The 21470-nt window shown below is 43.2% G+C and carries 17 protein-coding genes and 1 pseudogene; 9 read left to right on the top strand and 9 right to left on the bottom strand.

The genetic code is table 11. The features are described from left to right. Together MTF70_RS23585 and MTF70_RS23580 are read left to right on the top strand one after the other, a co-directional pair. Positions 1–253, top strand: a 253-nt coding sequence (locus tag MTF70_RS23585; protein WP_248394445.1) for a helix-turn-helix domain-containing protein, incomplete at its 5' end; no start/stop codon positions are given. A gap of 330 nt (positions 254–583) precedes the next feature. Beyond that, the gene (locus MTF70_RS23580; RefSeq protein WP_205461615.1) at positions 584–1834 is read left to right on the top strand and encodes a DEAD/DEAH box helicase; all 1251 of its coding nucleotides are present in this window, start codon (positions 584–586) and stop codon (positions 1832–1834) included. Between the two features lie 151 nt (positions 1835–1985). Here MTF70_RS23580 and MTF70_RS23575 read toward each other — a convergent pair whose 3' ends face one another. Further along, entirely contained in the window at positions 1986–2402 is a 417-nt protein-coding gene (locus MTF70_RS23575) for a VF530 family DNA-binding protein (protein WP_005375544.1), read from the bottom strand. A 418-nt stretch (positions 2403–2820) separates the two neighbouring features. Between MTF70_RS23575 and MTF70_RS23570 the strand changes: the two genes are divergently transcribed. After that, positions 2821–4278 (top strand): DUF3360 domain-containing protein, encoded by a 1458-nt coding sequence (locus tag MTF70_RS23570; protein WP_205461614.1) that lies wholly within the window; start codon positions 2821–2823, stop codon positions 4276–4278. A 131-nt stretch (positions 4279–4409) separates the two neighbouring features. On the opposite strand, the gene trpB is transcribed toward MTF70_RS23570, so the two are convergent. The 4 genes and pseudogenes from trpB to MTF70_RS23555 form a co-directional block, all read right to left on the bottom strand. Next, entirely contained in the window at positions 4410–5633 is a 1224-nt protein-coding gene (gene trpB, locus MTF70_RS23565) for a tryptophan synthase subunit beta (RefSeq protein ID WP_005375643.1), read from the bottom strand. A gap of 400 nt (positions 5634–6033) precedes the next feature. After that, positions 6034–6346, bottom strand: a pseudogene (locus tag MTF70_RS24465) (S1 RNA-binding domain-containing protein); the annotation flags it as partial. A 353-nt stretch (positions 6347–6699) separates the two neighbouring features. Continuing rightward, positions 6700–6912, bottom strand: a complete 213-nt coding sequence (locus MTF70_RS23560; protein WP_005375644.1) for a cold-shock protein — start codon at positions 6910–6912, stop codon at positions 6700–6702. A 306-nt stretch (positions 6913–7218) separates the two neighbouring features. Then, positions 7219–7467 carry a hypothetical protein gene (locus MTF70_RS23555; protein WP_005375646.1) on the bottom strand — a complete coding sequence of 83 codons (249 nt, stop codon included), beginning with the start codon at positions 7465–7467 and terminating at the stop codon, positions 7219–7221. A 289-nt stretch (positions 7468–7756) separates the two neighbouring features. Between MTF70_RS23555 and pcp the strand changes: the two genes are divergently transcribed. The 4 genes from pcp to MTF70_RS23535 all read left to right on the top strand — a co-directional run bounded on the left by pcp (position 7757) and on the right by MTF70_RS23535 (position 11369). After that, complete coding sequence (gene pcp, locus MTF70_RS23550; RefSeq protein WP_054574378.1) at positions 7757–8395, top strand: pyroglutamyl-peptidase I; 639 nt, start codon at positions 7757–7759, stop codon at positions 8393–8395. A gap of 197 nt (positions 8396–8592) precedes the next feature. Next, positions 8593–8856 carry a hypothetical protein gene (locus MTF70_RS23545; protein ID WP_054574377.1) on the top strand — a complete coding sequence of 88 codons (264 nt, stop codon included), beginning with the start codon at positions 8593–8595 and terminating at the stop codon, positions 8854–8856. 63 nt (positions 8857–8919) lie between these two features. Then, positions 8920–9906 carry a GTP-binding protein gene (locus MTF70_RS23540; RefSeq protein ID WP_054574376.1) on the top strand — a complete coding sequence of 329 codons (987 nt, stop codon included), beginning with the start codon at positions 8920–8922 and terminating at the stop codon, positions 9904–9906. A gap of 170 nt (positions 9907–10076) precedes the next feature. Next, positions 10077–11369: a DEAD/DEAH box helicase gene (locus MTF70_RS23535; protein ID WP_025768979.1), complete on the top strand. Its 1293-nt coding sequence runs from the start codon at positions 10077–10079 to the stop codon at positions 11367–11369. A 64-nt stretch (positions 11370–11433) separates the two neighbouring features. On the opposite strand, the gene MTF70_RS23530 is transcribed toward MTF70_RS23535, so the two are convergent. The 3 genes from MTF70_RS23530 to MTF70_RS23520 all read right to left on the bottom strand — a co-directional run bounded on the left by MTF70_RS23530 (position 11434) and on the right by MTF70_RS23520 (position 16348). Continuing rightward, a complete protein-coding gene (locus tag MTF70_RS23530; RefSeq protein WP_025768978.1) occupies positions 11434–14460 on the bottom strand; it encodes a DUF6701 domain-containing protein in 3027 nt (1008 codons plus the stop codon). Positions 14461–14767: 307 nt separating this feature from the next. Continuing rightward, positions 14768–15607 carry an arginase family protein gene (locus MTF70_RS23525; RefSeq protein ID WP_025768977.1) on the bottom strand — a complete coding sequence of 280 codons (840 nt, stop codon included), beginning with the start codon at positions 15605–15607 and terminating at the stop codon, positions 14768–14770. Positions 15608–15613: 6 nt separating this feature from the next. After that, positions 15614–16348, bottom strand: a complete 735-nt coding sequence (locus tag MTF70_RS23520; protein WP_005386192.1) for an IclR family transcriptional regulator — start codon at positions 16346–16348, stop codon at positions 15614–15616. A gap of 347 nt (positions 16349–16695) precedes the next feature. On the opposite strand from MTF70_RS23520, the gene MTF70_RS23515 reads away from it, so the two are divergent. Further along, the gene (locus MTF70_RS23515) at positions 16696–18168 is read left to right on the top strand and encodes an EAL domain-containing protein (RefSeq protein WP_025768976.1); all 1473 of its coding nucleotides are present in this window, start codon (positions 16696–16698) and stop codon (positions 18166–18168) included. On the opposite strand, the gene modF is transcribed toward MTF70_RS23515, so the two are convergent. Beyond that, positions 18156–19610, bottom strand: coding sequence for a molybdate ABC transporter ATP-binding protein ModF (gene modF / locus MTF70_RS23510; RefSeq protein WP_025768975.1), 1455 nt, complete (start codon positions 19608–19610; stop codon positions 18156–18158). The genes MTF70_RS23515 and modF overlap by 13 nt on opposite strands. Positions 19611–19895: 285 nt before the next feature. Between modF and MTF70_RS23505 the strand changes: the two genes are divergently transcribed. Beyond that, positions 19896–21446, top strand: coding sequence for a PAS domain-containing methyl-accepting chemotaxis protein (locus tag MTF70_RS23505; protein WP_025768974.1), 1551 nt, complete (start codon positions 19896–19898; stop codon positions 21444–21446). Positions 21447–21470: the final 24 nt, after the last annotated feature.

Raw genomic sequence — 21470 nt, 5'->3', positions numbered from 1 at the left:
GCATTGGGCCAATATTGGGGCAGTCTCATCTCGGACGTTAAGACGATTGATTCGAAGTGAGTTAAACATGAGTTTTAATGAATGGCGGCAACAAGTACTGCTAATACATTCATTAGAAATGATAGCTCGAGGGGAATCTGTAGGAGCGGTTGCACATGCTTTGGGTTATTCGACGCCCAGCAACTTTATCGCGATGTTTCGTCGGGTCTATGGCGATTCACCTACGCGTTACTTTTCTAATCGCGGAATATAATTTCCGTGCTTGCATGCTCATGATGTTCCCCTAATTATCTTTAATCAAAAAAGGTAAATATTGAAAAGATTAACTGTTATGTTATAACGTTTTTCTACCCCAAATGAGCTGAAATCAATTTCGAAGTGGATAATAGATTCGTCGCGAACGCTACCATCTTGGTCGTAGAGTATTGGTTACCGAAACCATTAACTCATGTTAGTGAAAGGAAATTCCTGAACCCTATAGTGCTTCTTTCACCAATCTTCTGTTTGGCCCATTATTTCTAACATCCAGACGCGAAATAGCATAAGATACACGGCCTTTACTAGCACTGAGCCACTCTTTGTAATGACAGATAAAACACAGCAAGCGACATTTGCCGATCTTGGCCTGATTCCAACATTAGTCGAGCGACTAGAAGCGTTGGAATACAGCCAACCGACGCCCATTCAATCCCGTTCTATTCCTGATATCCTTGAAGGGAAAGATATTATTGGTGGTGCCAATACGGGGTCTGGTAAAACCGCTGCTTTTTCGCTGCCAATCTTGCAAAAAATTGTTCAGCAAGACGAATCAAACAATCGCCGTGGCAACTTCGTTTCCCACCTGATTTTAGTACCAACTCGTGAGTTGGCATCACAGGTGGCATATAACGTCAAATCTTACTCATACCATCTCAGAGATAAGATCAAAACGGTTGCCGTATTTGGTGGTGTATCGGTGAACCCACAAATGCTGGCGCTTCGTGGTGGCTGTGACATCATTGTTGCAACGCCGGGTCGATTACTTGATCTGGTATCCAGTAACGCGATTAAGTTGGACCAAGTAAAAACGCTTGTTCTTGACGAAGCCGACCGTATGTTGAGCCTCGGATTTACCGAAGAACTGAATAAGATTCTTGCGTTACTCCCAGAGAAGAAACAGACGCTGTTATTTTCTGCAACTTTCCCTGATAAAGTGACGACGTTGGCTCAGCAGTTGCTCCGCGATCCTGTTGAAGTTCAGTTGCAGAGCGCAGAAGCCAGCACTTTGGTGCAGCGCGTGTTTAGTGTAAATAAAGGTGAGAAGACGGCGGTACTCGCGCACTTAATCAAACAGCATCAGTGGCGACAGACTCTGATTTTTGTGAATGCTAAGAATGCCTGTAATCATTTAGCTCAAAAGTTGTCAAAACGCGGTATTACCGCTGAAGTTTTCCATGGTGATAAAGGGCAGGGCGCTCGTACTCGTGTCCTTGACGGTTTTAAGTCTGGCGAGATTCAAGTTCTTATTGCCACCGATATCGCAGCACGCGGCCTTGATATAGAAAAACTTCCAGTGGTGATTAACTTCGATCTTCCGCGTAGCCCTGCTGATTATATGCATCGAATCGGTCGTAGTGGTCGTGCTGGTGAAGTAGGTTTAGGGTTATCTCTTATCGATTACGACGACTACCACCATTTCAAAGTGATAGAAAAGAAAAATAGGTTTCAACTTGAACGCGAGCAGGTAGTCGGTTTTGAAGTGGAAGACGATCAGAGTGAAGCCTACTTTTTACCAATGAAGCCGCGAGCGAAGCCTGCAGGTACGGGTAAAAAGAAGAAAAAGCGTAATCAATAGAAAACGTAAACTACATGTGAGTTTAATTACGGGAGTTGTTGGAGAAATGGAATGCTCACTAGCTTGAGTCTTCGCTTCTAGCCATTCCTTTAAAGAACAATAGAGCCCTGCTGGAGCTACCAGTAGGGCTCTATTGCTTTTCAAGATAGTGTTATTGGCGACGAGCAGGGCGTCCGCGAGGTGAACGCTTTTTAAATGCAGACGCTGCTTTGGCTTGTGACTTAAGAATAGAGTCAACGGTTAGCGGCATTGGCTCTTTAGGTTCAAGGCCATGAGGGAACGTACGAGCTCTTGGTGGTAAGTTGTATTCTTCTTCGCTCGCGCGTGGCATGCGCTTAAAGCGATAAAGGTAAAAGTTTTCTAATTTTTCTCTCGCCCATTCGGTTTTCTTTAAATACTTCACGCTACTTGCAATCGAAGGCTTAGTGTTAAAGCAATTAAAGCGCATTGCTGTATCTAGAATGTCCCAGCCGTAAAAATCCACTAACTCTTGCAACATAGTCTCTAGCTTCAACCCGTGCAGTGGATTGTTCTGTTGCAGCTCGATTCTCTCTTCGTCAGTCATCATTTTTAAGGGCCTTACTCATTAAAGGGCGGAGTTTAACAAAGTATACAATGCAGAGATATCGATAGTTACTTTGCGATGGATGCGAGCACAGTGCTCTCTACCTTGAAAGTATAAATCGGAATTAGCCGTTCTACTTGGCTCTCTGCTCAAAAATGACTCATAAAAGTTCAAGCGCCCTAGCTTGATGTTAAATCATTGTGTGATAAGTGAGATTTTTGTTGTTCTTTTACTAATGTCTAATATTCCTACCCATAGCAACACATGCTTAATAAGCTCAAAATCAAAATTGGTTCATGCCGCTTTCTTAGTATGGCCTAGAAGTTTGATGTGGGTGTTGTCTCGTATTGGTCGAAGGTCTGTCTACCAAGCGAAACTCTAGTTGACGTAGTTCAACGTTGAAACATAAAAGGATGACTCAATGTCTGACAAAAGTAAGACTTTTTACAAGGATGTGCGCAAAAAACCGCATGAATTTGAAAACCGAGAAGACTTTCTAAATCATGATTTAACCGTCATGAGTTTCCGTCGCTGGGGAATTCATTTGCCCTCACGTGATTACAGTATTGAAATCGAAGACTGGGTACCGGCATTAGCAGCAACCATTGGTAAAGTGGTTATGGTCACTGCCATGGTTTCCGCTTTTGCTGCTCAGTTTGGTTTATCTCCGGAATTCATTGCAGAAAACGTGCGTTACGAATTACTTATCGCTGGAGCCCTGTTCGTCATCTTGTTTTCTGCCATCCTAAACCCGAATGCAAACTTAGCGGGAACCCATGGCCCAATGATACCGCTGATTCCTATGATCGCAGCTGCAGGAGGGCACCCTCTCGCGCTAGGTTTGATGGTATGTGTTTTTGGTTTAATTCTCGCTTTAACCAAAGGTGGCTCTAAACTCATGACTCTGACTGGTATCGGGGTTCGAGGAGGGTTGTTGATCTACCTTGGTGCTGTTGGGTTGCTCGGGCAAATTAATAAGACGGAAGCGTGGGCTGCAAGTACGGACCAAGGTTACATTTCGTTTGTGGTCATAGGCCTAACCGTTATGGTTTACGCTTACTTAGCCAAGATCAATAAACGTTGGCTCGCTATCCCATTGTGCTCTGCACTCGCGGGTATTGTTGCTTATTTGATGGGCGCTGAGTTTGCCTTTACCACAGAACCGGGCCTGCCTAATTTCAGTCCATTCTACTGGTGGGGTGAAGATACAGGCTGGCAGCTAGGCTGGCCAACCCTAGAGCACTTTATTGCCGTGACTCCATTTGCTCTACTGGCAGTCGCTATGTGGTCCCCTGATTATCTCGGCCATCGTGTGTTTCAAGAACTTAACTACCCAAAAGAAGCGAAAGGTGTACTCATGGATGTCGACGACACGATGGTCGGAGCATCTGTTCGTCAGGGGGTTGGTTCACTCTTAGGGGGCGGAAACCTAGCTTCTTCTTGGGGAACGTACATGATTCCTGCCGCAATTGCCAAGCGTCCTATTCCAGGTGGCGCTCTGTTGACGGGTTTCATGTGTATTGCGGCGGCGGTAATTGGCTACCCAATGGATCTAGCAATGTGGGAACCTGTTCTGCGCGTTGCTTTGATTGTGGGTGTATTCTTACCACTCCTTGAAGCGGGTATGCAGATGATCCATAAGCATAAAGATTCACTCAGTGCAGGTATCTGTATTTTTGCCTGTGCATTCGTTAATCCAGTCTTCGGTTGGGCAATCACGATGCTGTTGGATAACCTCGGGCTTATCGGCGACCATGAGCGTGCTAACGAACTATCGCGCAAAGATAAATATCTGATTCCTGGCACTGCGTTTATCGTTTGTGCAGGCTCCCTTGCTATTGTTGGTCAGCTTCCAGGCATTCCAGCTCTTATCGGTTAATCGAATTATGCTCTAAAGGTATAGTGAGAGCAGTGAGTAAAGGGACTTGCTTCTTAAAATAGTAGACAAAAACAAAAAGCTACCTAGTACCAGGTAGCTTTTTGCATGTAGGGTTAGGCTACGGAGTTAGGCTATATGAGTGATTCAATGCCGTATTTTGCGCCGTAGTGTTCAACGACAAAATCAATGTCTTTGTCACCACGGCCTGATAAGTTGATCAAAATCGAGCCGGTTTCTCCTTGCTGTGCGAGTTTAATTGCGTAAGCGACAGCGTGTGAGGATTCAATAGCAGGGATTATTCCCTCTTCACGAGACAGCTCAAAGAAGGCATCAATCGCTTCGTCATCACTGATTGAGCCGTAATTGACACGGCCAATGTCTTTTAAGTAACTATGCTGAGGCCCAACCGATGGGTAATCCAAGCCACTTGCTACAGAGTACACTTCCTGAGGTTCGCCTTGCGCATCTTTAAGCATGTAAGACTTAAATCCGTGCATGATACCTGGCTCACCGAGTGTGAGTGTTGCAGCATGCTCGCCAACCTTTTGCAAAGAGCGGCCCGCAGGTTCAACGCCGTGAATGGCGACTTGTTCATCCTCTAAGAAAGCAGTAAATAGCCCCATCGCGTTAGAACCACCTCCAACGCATGCGACGAGATTATTGGGTAACTTGCCGGTCATTTCTTTGAATTGAACTCGTGCTTCGTTACCGATAATTGATTGGAAATCTCGTACCATTTTAGGGAATGGGTGAGGGCCAACGACAGAGCCTATCGCATAAAGTTGTGTATCAGGATCTTTCAGATAAGCTTCGAATGCAGAATCTACCGCTTCTTTGAGGGTTTTGCGCCCATGAGTGGCAGGAATGACATTAGCACCAAGGATTCTCATGCGGACGACATTCGGATGCTCTTTGGCGATATCAACTTCACCCATGTAAATATCGCATTTCAAGCCAACCAATGCCGCGGCTGTAGCAAGCGCAACACCGTGTTGCCCTGCGCCAGTTTCAGCAATCAGTTTCTTCTTACCCATCTTTTTAGCGAGAATGGCTTCCCCTAAGCAGTGGTTAATTTTATGTGCGCCTGTATGGTTTAAGTCTTCGCGCTTTAGGTAGATGTCTGCTCCGTATTTTTTAGACAAGTTTTCCGCATGGAAGATTGGGCTAGGTCGTCCAACAAAGTGCTTATATAGGCGAGCGAGTTCCGCTTTAAATTCAGGATCTTTGCTGCATTCCTCATAAGCTGCGTTGATGTCATGCATGATTTGTTCAAGCTCAGGTGGAACAAAGCTACCACCGTATTCACCAAAGTATCCTTCTTCGTTGGGCATAGTGAGATCAAACGAGTTTTTCATTATTTACATCCTAGTTAACGAAAGTATTGATACTTTTATACCCAAAATTTAGAAGTGGTTGTGTGATCAGTTGCTTAAATCAGAGTTCGCGATCTAGTGCACTAGTTAAAAAGTACAGTTTGTGTAGGGGATAATAGTTGTGATGTAGAATCAGGTGGTTTGAATAGGTGCAAAAAAGCCTCGAGAGATCCTAGGCTGTCATAAGAACCTCTCGAGGCAAACAGAGTGCTGGAAATACACTCTGCGATGGTGTCTGGAAACAAAAATTAGATTCGTTTCCTTTGTCAGATGTTAGGGTTTTAGAATGAGTCGATGTCAGCGAAATGTCACAAGTTAATTGCGGTATTAAAAGCTTATTTTTTATTTTTGATTAATGGATTAGAAAGTAACCTAAAACAGGCTAACCTACCGCGTGTTCCGCGTCTTTTAAGTTGAACATGATCTTTCTTTGTCTCGAATCGGCGTCTTTAACCAACACGTGCACTTTGGTCCCTAAAGTAAACGTGGCGCTCTGGCTGGAAATTTTTTGTTTGACTACATCAAATTCGAACTCACCATTTTGGAAACTTGATAAAGGAATGAGACCTTCGATTCGGTTCCTCTAACTCAACAAATCCCGCGAAGTATGTGACTCCAGACGCTGTCCCTATGAAGTGTTGTCCGATAAATGGCTTCATGTAATGACATTTCAGTGCTGACTCAACCTCTCAGCTAGGGATTATGTGCTCGTAGTTATTAGAATTTATTGATTGAGCAGATATATTTAATTTCATTTTTTCTCTTATATTCGCCAATCGCTTTTATTTTATAAACTTTATTTTTATGAGCAAAGCATGAGGCGAAGTGATTCAGATATGAATGAGATTAATTTAATTCCAAACTGGAATTGCAAGGTAGGTTGTGTGATTACCTAAAGATGTATACCAAAGTGACTTTATTGAAAGTGATTAATGATGGTGTGGGAGAGGTAAGTGATTTGGCTATATAAACTTAGATAGAGAATAGTAAGGGCAGTAACAAGTGGAAGGGGATTGTGGCACCAACAACATTGATGCCACACAAAGAATTACAGTGCAGTTACTTCAGCTGCTTGTAAACCTTTGTTACCTTGTTCAACAACGAACGATACTTTTTGGCCTTCAGTAAGAGTTTTGAAGCCTTCAGAAACAATAGAACGGAAGTGAACGAATACGTCATCACCGCCATTGTCTTGAGAAATAAAACCAAAACCTTTAGTTTCGTTGAACCATTTTACTGAACCAGTTAATTTATTAGACATAGATACCTCTATATTTGATTGTTTTAAATATTGAATTTTTAGCTAATATCAAGTGCTACTATATGATTTTAGAGATAACTATTTTGTCGCAGGAACGTAAACGAGGAATTCGATGTGGAACTGAGAGAAACTTTGATCTTTAATTACATTAATAGCTCTTTCCGTAAGAGCTGATGTGCAGTATACCGACAAAATTAATAAAGGCTAGCCTTTTCTTTTTTATTTTTTGAGTACACCAAGCGCATTGCTTTCAAAGCATACGCTTGGTGTATAAGACGGCGTGATGTTATAGGTGGCGTCGAGCGCTTAGTGTTTTCTGGTTGGGCCGTTACGAACGATGTCTTTACCATTGTCATATACGTGCTGCGAAACCCAGCGGCCAAGGAGCAATTGGTGCTTTTCTCCTAATACGGCAACAAATGGACGACCATCGGTATTAGAGGTGGCTAGCGCAACGCCAGTGACACCTTCAAGGCCAAGAGCGCCGCTTTCTACTAAATGCAGAAATGCCTCTAACTCTTCAATCGTTTCGATTACATGGTTATCAATATTCATTGTATTCAATCTCTTCGAATTGCATTGCGGTCGCGTACTCTACCTAAGTTAAGCGTGGAAACCAAGCTTCTACGTGCGTCATGTAATGAGAGAACCTTGCCCTGCCACTAATCATCAATAAGTTAGTCTCGATAGTCCGGAACTTGCCTAGATTCAATGAGGCAGAAAACACTCTCTGGTTAGACATGAGTCACATAATGTTGTCTGGTTTATCTCATCAATACTTTTGCTATTGGATGGGGTGAAGGGGAGTGCAATAATTTGTGAAACTCTTTTCCTAAAGGCTGTTATGAAGAAAGTCCTGATTACCGGTTTTGAACCTTTTGGTGGTGACGCCATTAACCCCGCCTTAGAAGCGGTCAAGCAATTAGAGGCCGCGGCCATAAAAGGAGGTGTGATAGTTACTTGCCCAGTCCCCGTAGTTCGATATGACTCGGTGAAAGTCGTTATTGAAGCAATAGAAGCGCACCAGCCAGACTGTGTAATTACTGTAGGTCAAGCGGCCGGGCGTAGCGCGATAACCCCAGAGCGTGTCGCAATTAATGTCGATGATTTTCGTATTCCAGATAACGCTGGTCATCAGCCGATTGATGAACCCGTGGTGGCTGATGGTCCTGATGCTTACTTCTCGACACTACCGATAAAGCGTGTTGTGCAAACGTTGCAAACGCAGGGTATACCTAGCCAGATTTCCAACAGTGCTGGAACATTTGTATGTAACCATCTCTTTTATGGGATCCAACATTACTTGAAAGACAATCCGATTCGTCACGGGTTTGTTCATATTCCATTATTGCCAGAACAAGCAGCAGATGGCAGTCAGCCTTCTATGTCTTTGGACATGATAGTCGAAGGGCTAAGGCTGGTGGCGCAAGTTTGTATTGCCCATGATAGCGATATCCTGGTAAGCGGTGGAACGATTTGCTAGTAAGTGTTTTAAAATCCAGTAAGTGTCTGAAAGATAAAAATAAGCTCGTCGTTTGATGTTGTAGTAAATGTTAGCTTTGTCAAATTTCACAAGTAGCGAAAGGAGTAGCATTGAATAGTCAGGTTGGATGTTGTTCAAACTGGCATTCCTCTAGTACAGGAGGTGTTAGGGGCTAACTTTACGAAAGGCGAGTTATTATGAAAAGCAACAAAAGTAAGTCAATCGCACTTATCTCTGTCGTTGTTTTCGCGTTGGCTATTGCTGCGCTTAAATTCGAAAACACGCTCGGAGTTCTTCCCATCGTAGTCGCTATTATCGCGTTTTTTACTTGCGTTATTTATACCAGTAGATACCTGTCTGATATGAAGCGTTCAGAGTTGATAAGTCAACCCAAACAAGCTCGAAAAATGTGTGCCAACGCATCACGCAATGAGCTTGATGAGTGCGATAAAAAGCGTTGAAGCGAGTCACATTCTCCGTATACTTTGCTGGAGCATTAATGCACTAACGTGTCGGAGATAAGCATGTCAAATCGAGTACCAACCAACATACTGACCGGATTTTTGGGTGTCGGTAAAACGACCACGATTTTAAATCTACTGAAGAACAAACCGGAAAAAGAAAACTGGGCGGTTTTGGTCAATGAATTTGGTGAGATTGGCATCGACGGTGCATTGATGACCGACCAAGGAGCGCTGATTAAAGAAGTGCCGGGTGGTTGTATGTGCTGCACTGCGGGTGTGCCGATGTCGGTAGGTATCACCGCATTATTGCGTCAAAAACCGGACCGTTTATTGATTGAGCCGACAGGCCTTGGTCATCCCAAACAGGTTATCGCGACGCTTACCTCACAGCAGTATGAACCTTACGTTGATCTTAAAGCGACGATTGCCTTGGTTGATCCGCGTAACTTAAGTGATGAAAAATATCTTTCTAACCAAAATTTCGTGGACCAGTTAGACAGTGCAGATGTGGTTATTGGTAATAAGGTTGACCTATGTTCCAGCCACGACATTGATGTGTTTAATGACTGGGTGACGGACCAATCCCCTTCAAAAGTATTCAGTAAGCTTATTCATGACGGTGAGTTACCGATAGAAGTCTTGGATATCGAGCGTGTTTACGGCAGCGCTTCTTCCCATATCGAGTCACATCATCATGACCACGCTCATCAAGAGCCTCAATTCCAGTTGGCGCCTGGTGAAGCCTTTGTGCGCAAAGAGAACAAAGGGCAGGGTTATTTTAGTTGTGGGTGGTTGTTTGGGGCAGAGTATAAGTTTGATTTTGAAAAGCTTTTCTCTATGCTTTCGGACTTAACGGCTGAACGTGTTAAAGCGGTGGTCAATACGGATCAAGGTTGTTACGCGTTTAATGTTGCCAACCGAGTCGTGTCGGTGAATGAAATCAGCTTAGAAGGCTTTGAATCACGATTAGAAGTGATAGATTCTCAGCTGTTGCCATGGGATGAGCTTGAGCGAATTCTCCTTCAGTTATCTGGCATCAAACATTAAATCGCGCAAAGGTTAAACGAAAACGGTGAACCACTAATATATCTGTGCTCACCGTTTTTTCTTTTGTAGGATTTCAATGAGAAAAGTGAGATAAATCACTCAAATTCGGGTATAGTGCACGGCTAAATTTTTAAAGCTATTTTTAGTGGTTTGTTTAAGGAATACGCTCAATGTCATTTTCATCTCAAGGTTTTGCGCCAGAAGTGGTTAAAGCACTGGCAGAATGCGGTTATGAAAAGTTAACGCCAATTCAACAGAAGGCGATTCCAATGGCTCGCAAAGGCCATGATATTTTCGCTACAGCACAAACAGGTACTGGTAAAACGGCTGCGTTTTCTCTGCCTATGATTCAGCAGTTGCTAGACAGTAACCGTAGCGCTTCTCGTAAGACTGCTCGCGCACTTATCTTGGCTCCAACTCGCGAGCTTGCTGAACAAATTGCTGACAACATCAAAGCTTACACGAAGTACACGAACCTGTCGGTGGCTGCGATTTTCGGTGGCCGTAAAATGTCTTCTCAAGTAACGGCATTAGAAAACGGTGTAGATATCCTAGTGGCTACACCCGGTCGATTGGAAGAGCACATTGAACAAGGTAATGTCTCGGTCGCACACTTAGAGTTTTTAGTGTTTGATGAAGCAGACCGTATCTTGGACATGGGCTTTATTCACGCAGTACGTAAGATCATGCTAGATGTGGATACTGATCCGCAAATTATGATGTTTTCAGCAACGACTTCGAGCCAACTAAATCTGTTAGCAAAAGATATCCTGCGTAAGCCTAAGCGTATTGAAGTTGAGCGAGCGAATACGACAGCACAGACAGTTGCTCACGTGTTATATCCAGTTGATCAAGAGCGAAAAACGGAACTGCTTTCGGAGCTGATTGGTCGTAAGAACTGGAAACAAGTGTTGGTATTTGTGAACTACAAAGAGACCGCAAACGACGTTGTAAAAGAGCTGAAACTTGATGGTATCAAAGCGGTGGTTTGTCATGGTGACCGTGCTCAAAGTGCTCGTCGTCGTGCGTTAGAAGAGTTCAAGTCCGGTAAAGCACGTGTCATGGTGGCTACCGATGTCGCTGCTCGAGGTCTAGATATTGAAGATTTACCTCACGTTGTGAACTATGACATGCCTTTCCTAGCGGAAGATTACGTTCACCGAATTGGTCGTACAGGCCGTGCAGGTAAACAAGGTCATGCCGTTTCATTTGTAAATCGAGATGAAGAACTCACGGTTGTTCAGGTTGAAAATCTAATCCAGCAGCGAATTCGCCGTATTGAGCTTGCTGGCTATGAACCAAAACAGCGTGAATCTTACATTGAAAAGCTGCACTCAAAACCAGCATTCAAGAATCGTCAAGGTCGTCGTAATAATCCGAACCAGTCGGCAACAGACCAAGGGTCGGCAGAGCGTCGTCTTGCTATGGTGAAGCGCCTGAAAGCGCGTCGTGGCGCAAAGTAAATTACACAGTCTGTGTGAAAAGAGCCCCTCAATTGAGGGGCTTTTTTTGTTTTGTCGTTTCGCGTTAATTTAGGCCAAGCATATTTGGCTCACCACGATAAATAATGCGATCGTTTCCTCGGTGAATACCAAACGTAACTGTAACAGGTGGATTTTCCTCTTCACTTGTCGTGTTATCCCAATCGTATTTCAGCCAAGGGATGCGATTACCTGAGCCGTCTAAATCCAGGTGGAATTGTATTTGCTCGCGTGCTGAGTCAATTTGGCTTGCAACGATATCGGTCATCCTGCCAACATGCATTGTCCCAACTCCAGAAAGCATGGCGTTGTTTGCAGGCGCATTCGACCAAATTGGCGTGCTGAAGTAATATTCACCATTCGCCGTTGTTGAGCTGTCATCGAAGTTAGTCATAAATCGACCGTTTTGCCAAGTTTCTACAGCAAGTGGCACTTTGATCACCATGCCTTGGTTGCCACCTACATCTTGAAAGTTCAAACGACCGAATCGAATGTCTGGTTGTTTTGTGAGTACTTCGCTATCGTCGAAGAAGTTTACCTCATCAACGGCTTTAGTCGTGACTATACCTATTTTGCTGCTGTCACTGTTAGTCCCTTTATTAAATGGGCCATCAGGATATTGCTTATCTGTCGTGTTCTTTTTCCAGCATGGGCTATTGTTACAAGTCGCATTGGTCGAGGGCTTCTCTATAACAAACGTTCCAACACTCGCGCTACCCAGTAGTTTCCAGTCTACCTTCTTAGGCTTAGGCGGCAAAAACCGATCGGAGTATGAGCTTAGCTCGCCTAAATCGAAATGTTGTTGAAGGTTAGACGAAAAGTGGACGTAATTCTTCACGTTTTCCTTATTCGCATTGAGTGCGACAACATCGTAAGTGACTTTCTCAAAAGGTTGATTCATGTAAGCAAAAGTTTGGCCATGTGGGTAGTGCCATTCTTGGTCTTGCACTTGAAAATATTTTGGGTAAAAACGACCAACGTAACGATAGCCTTCGTTCACAGTCATACCTAGATATTTACTTTCTAGGTTTGCTTTTACTCTCAAGCTCCCGACTTCTTCCCAATATAATCCATTAAAGACGAATTGATCATTCTTGGCTGAATTATGCGCCTGAGCCAGTGAGTCACTACTTTTTAGCAATTTTGAGGTTTGGTTCGCTGTCTCTGATGGCGTATGTTGCTCACTCGACAAGACAACCGATGCTGCTGGAGCGTCATCAAGCGTAAAATTACGGGTGATAGAAGCATCACAATAGCGTGCTGATTCAACAGACCCACTTACAGAGCCGTCAGGTTGCCAAATGATTGGTTTCACCGTTAGAGAGAAAAGTTCTCCGGCAGCAAGAAACCCTTCTCCTTGTTCAGAGGTGCCAGAAGGCAAAGCACGTTGGTTGTCACAAATAGCGAGTGTCCATGGTCGCGAGTGCACATTAAATGTCCCTTTCACTTCCACTTTGCCTTCTTCTGGACATTCTTCAAATCCCTCACATTCAAAATGATCGGACAATGTCACTTCAAATATGCCGGACTCGTTCGTGATAAGACCATGTTCAGACAAGCCGTCTTTAAATTCCGCTGAATAGCTAAAGTTTCCTTCACTTCCTCCTAATGGTTGAACCAATGGATGAAAAATCTTAGGCGTACCATTGTAGTTGCTTGCCACTACAGGTTCGCCGGTGGAGGCACAAGCAAGCAATCGCGTATGCACGTTTTCTGGTTTACCTGCAATAACGCGTATTTCATTTAAAGTTGCGCTTTTCGTCTTTGAGTAGGCCTCAAACATAAATGGCGTAAACATAAAGCGAACAGTTTGATGCTTGCTCGTGTCTTTCGCCATAGTGAAAGTTAGTGTGTAGTTGGTATCTAACGAGATCGTATCAATATTATTCGGAACCACTCGAACAACAAGTTCACCATTCTCGTCAGATATAAATTGGTTGGCTCCTAATGTCTGCTGACCTTTAACCACCTCTAAAGTGAACAAGTCAGGGTGTGATAGGACAGCACTGACTTCTGCGCTTACAACTTCTCCATTATTGGTTGTTGTTGCTGTAAATTGCGGAAGATCGTCGCCGCACATCAGTGCCATGTCGTCCGATGGTGTGACGCTGAGGTTTAAGTCGTTCTCCGATGGAGGCTGCATGCTGCAATTCGGAACATCTTGAGGGGTGATTGGACAGACTTGGGAAGAGTAGTGACAATCAGCCTCGCCCAATCCACAGTATTGCGTGTATTTGTTGTCTTGTGCTTTCGTTTGTGCACTTCCTGGCGTTTGTTGGATTTCACCACAAACTTGACTAGGCTGATTTGGAGCGTTGTTGAAGTTCAATGTTTGGAAGTATTTAATTGCTGCGGTGGAACTATAGAATGAGCCACTTAATGTAGCTGACGATCCTACAGATTCAGCCGTACCATAGATCGACATATCTTTTATAATCAGAGATTTGTGCGCAGAAACATCACCGACGACAAAATGGTCTTGTAAAGGATGGTTTGTTTTTAGGTGTAGTGTTTCGCCTTGTGATTCGACCTTACCACAGATGTTTGTATTAAATATATTGGTCGTGCTGTGAGTCAAAATGTCACCAATAATGGTGTTGTACTCACCATTAATATGAAGGGCCTCACCTGTTAGCTCTATATCCCCATCGATGAGTACGTTATGCAGCTTTGTTGGATAAGCCGATAGAAGATCACCATAGATAACAGTGTGCTTGTTTTGGTAATCGTCGAGGTTTGATGCTTTCTCATTGTTAACCGTTAATCCGGTAGCGAGGGCGTGTAGAGAGATACGTTTATTGGGTTCACCAATTGTATTATTCCCCTCTAACACAATTCCATAATCTGCTTTTAATGTTATCTCTTTTTCCGGTAATGAGGAGACAATTTTATCACCAGCGGGTAGGACTAGTTTCCCTGTACAGCGATAAGTCGTGCCATCGCTTTCGATACTAAAACTCTTGTGTGAGCAAAGTTGACCTAACTCAGATAGATCTTTTACGTCATAAGTGGTGGCGTGTGAGGTTAGCGGTAAAAAAAGAACCGCAGTGAAAATACTGCAAAGACGCATCATCAAATGTCCTAATGAGTGGAACAAGATGGCATCAAGCGAGCGTGAGCAAATGCTCACTGAAATTGGAATAGCTGCGGTACTTTTTTGTTCTGAAGCCGCTTAGTTATTGAACTTTGGTTATTTTTTATTTCGTATGTCATACCAAAGTTTAGCGGCCTTATTACAACGTAAGTGTCAGGTTAGTTCAAGAGGCAAGTGTGATGTGTGTCGATTTATATGTGTAACTATTTGTTAGTTAAGGATAATAAGTAAGCATGTTGGTTCAGAATCAGGAAGGACGCGATCCTGATTCTGAACGTTTATAACGCTAGGCAGCGTGAACGATGAGTGGAGCCATCTGATATAACTCTTCTAGTATGGCTTTCGTTTGTCTCGAATACACCAGACAATCTCGATCGCCAACGAGCTGAATTGCTCTCACTTTACCTGCAACCAAACATTGCCTAATCGTGCGTAGAACCATTTGGATATCAATTTCTGACGCGCCATCAAGGCTGTTTTTGGTTTTTAGAGATCCAAGGTCGATACTAATGATTATTTGGTCGCAGTGGTCTAGGTAATTGCCGATCTGTTGCTTAACATTATTGCGATGACGAAAAGAAAACTCTTTATCGGTTACCCAGTCACAACCTTGATCCTCCGCGTATTCCCACGTTTCTTGCTTTGTATCTTGTTCGCTAACACCAGCAAAAAATAATCGCACGTTTTGATAGCGAGAAAGAGCAAAATGAAATGCCGAGCCTAAACGTGGTTCAAGTGTTGGTTTCAAGTTCATGTCATGTCCAATATTTACCACACCCACTTCGTCTCGATAGGACACGACCACAGGTAACATGGACAAGATTGCCTCGGTACAGTTAGTGACTAAAACAGGAATTGAGTGGCGAGAAAGCGAAAGGCTTAATGCTTCCTGAAACTCGCCATTTTCCAGCTTGTCGTGGTTGAAGTGACCAAAGTTTTCAGCGGTTTCATGATCATGTTGTTGGTAAAGCCAATCACTAGCATTTTCCAAACTTTGATCAGCTAATTCAAACGCGCCCTTAGACATGGGTGGCAAATACTCACACACTGTCATAAAAGAAAAAGGGTAATGTTGCGGCTGTTTCACTGTGTGATGGAGTTTATAGCGTTTGAAAAAGCTTAACATGATGAATTACCTTTCTGGTGGTAGTGCCCTTGCCGCTTGCAGTACATGTAAAATAATGCGCTGCTTATCCTTTTCGACTCGGTGGGCCGGAGCCATCACCGAGACTGCGCCAATCAGTTTGCTTCCTTTCATTACCGGTGCGCTAATACCTGAAACACCAGGGTCAATCTCAGAAGTACTGACGGCATATCCGTGTTTACGGATGGTTGTGAGCTCTTTTTCCCACTCGTCGCGTCGGTGATCTTGATTAAAGTATCTCAAGATTTTCTCGCATCGACTTTGAGGCATAAAAGCGAGCATCACTTTAGATGAGGCACCGCGCAGCAGAGGTTGACTTTGACCCTGGACGAAGCTGCAACGCAGCGCCTGCATACTTTCTTTCTGTCTGACACAAAGCGCACGATAACCCGCTGGTACCATATAAGCGGCCATTTCCCCGGTTTGTTGTACCAACCTAGCCAGTATGGTTTCGACCATGTCGAGCCCATGTTGCGCGGTCTCATAGCTGTGCATGAGTAATAATGCCGCCGGACCAACGACAAATGTCTTGTCGTGAACGCTTTCTTCGATCAAGTTCCACTCTTTAAGCAGTTTTAAGTGTCGGTAAAGGCTGCTTAAAGGAACGTTCAATTGCTCGCTTAGCGTTTTCGCAGAAACTGGGAACGGACTAACTGCAACTTGCATTAACAACTGCAGTGATTTTTCGTTTACCTGGTTAGCATTAGCTTTGTTTGTCGTCATGAGAGTGTTGTAACGTGTTGTAGGAGTTACGACAAATATAATTCTTAATCACTGAGAAAAGAAAAATAATTTTAATGGGTAATTCTTACATGATGAGAAACAGACAGGTAAAGACCTTCGCAAGTACCGATAGACATAACATGGTGTCGAATTAAAGTCTCAGGTTTGAGGCGCTTGATACTAAATTGGAACAGGAGTGATTAAGACATTGTTTAGTTTGCGGTATTACTCAGCGTTTCGCATACTGAGTTAATCCAAACAAATAATGTTAAAAACGTGAGTTGCTAGCGGGTATCGGAATCGAGGTACCATCTCAGTAAATCGGTTTTATAAAAGGTTACTTTTATATGCTGAATAAGGCGATTTTTAAAAAAGCCATCATTTTTCTTCTGCCTATTCCTTTGGTTATTGGAGAGGTTTTGTATTTAGCTCGTGAAAGCGTGCAAAACAACCTCAATCATTTATTAGAAAAAAATGTGCAAATTGCAGATGAAATTTTATTCCAAATAGAGACAGAAAACCGCACGGCGCTGCTACACCCTGAACGATGTGAAGAGCTCCAGCAAAGCTTAATGTTTGAACGAGATATTGAAGAAATGCTCATTGTGAAAGAGGGAGTCATTACTTGTTCTTCGAAATTGGGAAGTATCTCTAAACCGTTAGCTGAGCACATCACCTTTCCCAAGGGACAAACGCTAGCGCTTGGTAGTGTTGATAGCTTGTACGATCAGTTTTTGCTAGTGGTAACGGAAGGAGAGCGCGGTTATCAAGCCGTAACGATTATCGATCATGACTACTTTAATGCGACAATAGGGTTTAACAACGATTTACGCCTAAAACGTTCTGCGCTGTTTATCCATGAGCAAGTTTCACCTGAAGGAGCATTAAGAGCGGGAAGTAATCCTATCGGTATCAAATCGTCGCAAATGTTTGAGTATGAAGCTTTGAGCGAAGCCAGCGATCTTTTCGTCAAACAGAGAACACTTTCCTATTTTTTGTACTCAATTCCAATTATTTTCGTGATCTACCTTTGCTTGTATGCGTTGAATAAGTTTATTGATCCTCATCGCAATTTGATACTGGATCTTAAAAGAGCGATAAAAAGAGGAGAGTTGACCCTGTATTACCAACCGCAAGTTAACGTTGATACCGGCCAGTTATTCGGGTTTGAAGCGCTAGTGCGATGGGAGCATCAAAGTAAGGGGTTCATTTCTCCGGATGAGTTTGTCCCTGCGGCAGAGCAAAGTGGATTGGTTTTTTTACTTACTGATTTCGTTCTGGATAAAGCGGCAGAGGACTTCAGTAAATTAGGCTTTGATCAGCCTGTCCACCTTGGTATTAACGTGCCGCCTGGTTATTTAGTCGGACCAAACGCGATCAGAAAAATTCAATTGCTCGACAGACAGTTGAGCCGAAACAAAGTCTCATTAGGGGTAGAGATAACGGAGCGTCAGCTCATTGATTCAGAGGCGAGAAAATGCATTGCAGCGCTGCGAGTGCATGGTATTGATGTGCTGATCGATGATTTTGGAACTGGCCAAACCTCGTTAGCATTTCTACAGCACATGCGCATAGATTACTTAAAAATCGATAAGTGCTTTGTCGAAACCATTGGTATTCCTAGCCTTAGTGCTTCTGTCTTAAAAGCGATGGTTCACTTCGCGGAAGAATTACAAGTACAATTGATCGCTGAAGGCGTGGAAACCATAGCGCAAGCTGAACACTTAAAGCAGATGGGAGTGAGATATCATCAGGGATACCTGTACTCCAAACCATTACCTTATGAGCAGCTTGCGCAGCGAAGTCATTATGATTGGTAGACGTTAGCTCTATAACACTGAGCATTTTCATCAAACACAAACTCTAACTCATTTTTGATGCTATCTAAGCGGTCTTCTTGGTAGTGAGACACATACAATAGTTGGCTTAAATTCTCTCTAGCGATGAGTTCAAGTGTGTTCTTAACTAACCGTCTACCCAAAAAATCTAACCCTTGATACGGCTCGTCCAAAATCAATAATGTGGGTTGTTTCACGATGGCTCTTGCAATCAGTAATAGTCGCTGCTGGCCGTACTCTAATTGCTTAAATGAGGTTTTTTTGTACTGGCTCATATGTAAGATATCGAGCCACTCGTTTGCAATATCCATCTCTTTGCGAGTTGGCTGGTTATACAACCCAATCGAATCGTAAAATCCTGACAAAATGACTTCTAATGCGCTGCAATTGACTCGATATTGGAGGTGTAGCGCTGAAGACACCATACCGATATGCTGCTTAATTTCCCAGATTGTCTCGCCAGTACCACGCTTTTTACCAAAAATATCAATGTCATTGCTGTAGCATTGCGGATGATCGCCAAAGATCAATCCAAGTAAGGTACTCTTTCCACAACCATTTGGACCTTTGACCTGCCAATGTTGGCCCTTGTCTATGCGCCAGTTCAAGCCAGTAAAAATCTTCTTATCGGTGTATTCAACAGCCCCATTCTTTAGTTCAAATATTGGGTTGTTGAATGGTGTCGAGTGCTGATGCTGACGTATCAAGCTCATCATTTCTTCACTCTGTTGTTCTGACTGAGATTTAATTTGTCCAATGATTGGATGATTATCCCAACTGGACTTATCCATTGTACTATCAAGCTTTCCTGCACTGAAAAGCGCGATGCTATTGATCCACTCAGGCATGTCAGATTCGCGAGAGAAGGTTATGAGTAGTTGCACATTTTGAGAAAGCGAGTGTAAATAGCGAGCGAGAGCAGCTCGGTGCGCAATATCTAAGCCAGTAAATGGATTATCGAGTAATACTAAGTCAGGTTGTGTGGCTAAAGCTCGGGCGAGCATTACTCTTCTGGTTTCTCCGGTAGAGAGAACACGGAAGCCACTATCTCTAAGATGACTTAGGTCGAGATCATTAACTAGCTGTTCAGTTAAGTTAGTGTCTTGGCTCTGTTCTAGGATTAATGAATAAACAGTGCTTCCTTGGTCGATACGATCAAGAAAATCCGTATCATCTTTTTCTAATTCTCTTTCCAGTAATCGCTGTTGCTCTGATAACGACACTTGCGCAACGGATAGCCCATTTAGCTCAATTTCCCCACTATTTGGTGACATTTCATCACAAATAAGGTCTCCAAGCAGAGAGCCAATATCTCCATCCGCGCTGAATATCCCCCAAGACTGCTGAGTGTTAATTTTCCAATCGTCAATAAACAAGTGTGTCGTGTTTCTCTTAGCTGCAAGCTGACGAAAGTGAATAGTCATTGTGTTTGTCTTCCTTGTTTTCGTTTTAGTGGATTACTTATAACAATTTACGAACTCAGTACGGAAGCGCTTTTGTGTATTAATTTTGAACAGTGCTCAGTCTTGTGCATATCAACGAAGCCTTGTATTAGAGGATAAAAATGCGACTAGAGTCATTAAGTAACAAGTAAGCTTGTCAATAATTTTGTTTTATTTTTGAATCAATCTATCATTATGCATGTAAATGTTATGCTGATAAATTCATATTTGCCGTTTGTTAATTAATCAATGTAAGGACACATGTTTATGAGTGAAACGGAATACGATTACCCTTCGAGTTACAGCCTAGTTTCCATTACCGATACCTCCAGTTACATCAAATATGCCAGTGAAAACTTTAATGAAGTAGCGGGGTTTGATGAAGGGGAGCTTATCGGTAAACCCCACAATGTTGTGCGTCATCCTGATATGCCAAAACAGGCTTTTAAAGATTTATGGACTCACCTGAAAACTGGCAAACACTGGATGGGAATGGTCAAAAATCGACGTAAAAACGGCGGCTATTATTGGGTTGACGCGTTTGCTTCTCCTATAAAATCTAATGGTGAAGTTGTGGAATACCAATCAGTGAGATTTAAACCTGAGCGTATACACATCCAGCGAGCGGAAAAAGCGTATTCGAAGCTTCGAAATAATCGTAAGCCGTGGAAAATGTATCTTCCTCGTACACGTTTGTGGATGAGATCGGCCTTCTTCCTTTTAATTTCAAACCTTCTTGGCTTACTCATTCTACAAATGAATCAATCACCAGTGATAGCGTTTGGCGTTGTTGCGTTACTTTCCGTTTTCTCTATTTATGTATTAACCAGACCAGTTGAGAAGCTCGCTAAACAGGCTAGGCAAGACTTCAACAATCCACTCATGGAATATATTTATTGCGGAAGAATCAACGATCTGGCTGAGATTGAGCTGGGTATGAAGATGCGTAAGCAATTTGCCAATGCGCTATTGGGGCGCGTTGGCGTGTCTGTAAAAGACTCTTGCGAAAAAACGCGCGCAAGTGCTAACAGTGCTGCGACAAATAGCCAGCAAGTGACGGAGAACTTAAGCGCACAGAAAGTGGAGATTGACTCGGTCGCAACAGCGGTCAACGAGATGCAAGCCTCTTCATCTGAGATATCAAATAATGCTCAAGCGACCGCCGAGGCTACGTTAGAAGCGCAAAATACGATGATAGACAGCCGTAGCGTTATCGATAATGTTAACCAATCGGTACTAGAGCTGGTGGGTGAGCTCGGCGAAATATCTAAAGTGGTCATACGTTTGAACCAACAAACCGAGCAAATTGGAACCGTTGTTGAAGTCATCAATGGTATTGCCGAACAAACTAATTTATTAGCGTTGAACGCTGCAATTGAAGCCGCGAGGGCAGGCGAACAAGGCAGAGGGTTTGCCGTTGTAGCAGATGAAGTGAGAACCTTAGCTAAAAGAACTCAGGAATCGACAACAGAGATTAAATCGGCCATTGAAGGGATTCAAAATGGGAGCAAATCAGCGGTTTCTGCGTTAGAGAAAGGTAATGAAATGTCGACCGGAACGGTAACATTGCTAGGTACTGCTTTGGATAGCATTCAACAACTGGAGTCCCTTGTTCAGGACGTCGTCGAACGAAACCAACAAATTGCGGTCGCGATAGAAGAGCAGGTTTATGTAACGGATGAAATAAATGAAAACATCCAGTCGCTTAATTTAAAGTACAGTGAATCGTATGAACTGATGACTGAAACGAATCATATGAACACCAAAGTGCAAAATTGCACCAATGACCTGTCTGAAATGATTAAGAAGTTTGCTTAAACTTTAGAAAATCGAAGTTAAAAG

It is taken from the genome of Vibrio sp. 2CM40D, from assembly GCF_023161825.1.
In the GTDB taxonomy this organism is placed as follows: domain Bacteria; phylum Pseudomonadota; class Gammaproteobacteria; order Enterobacterales; family Vibrionaceae; genus Vibrio; species Vibrio alginolyticus.
Note: the sequence above shows the minus strand (reverse complement) of the source record. Positions and strands in the feature narration are given on the sequence as shown.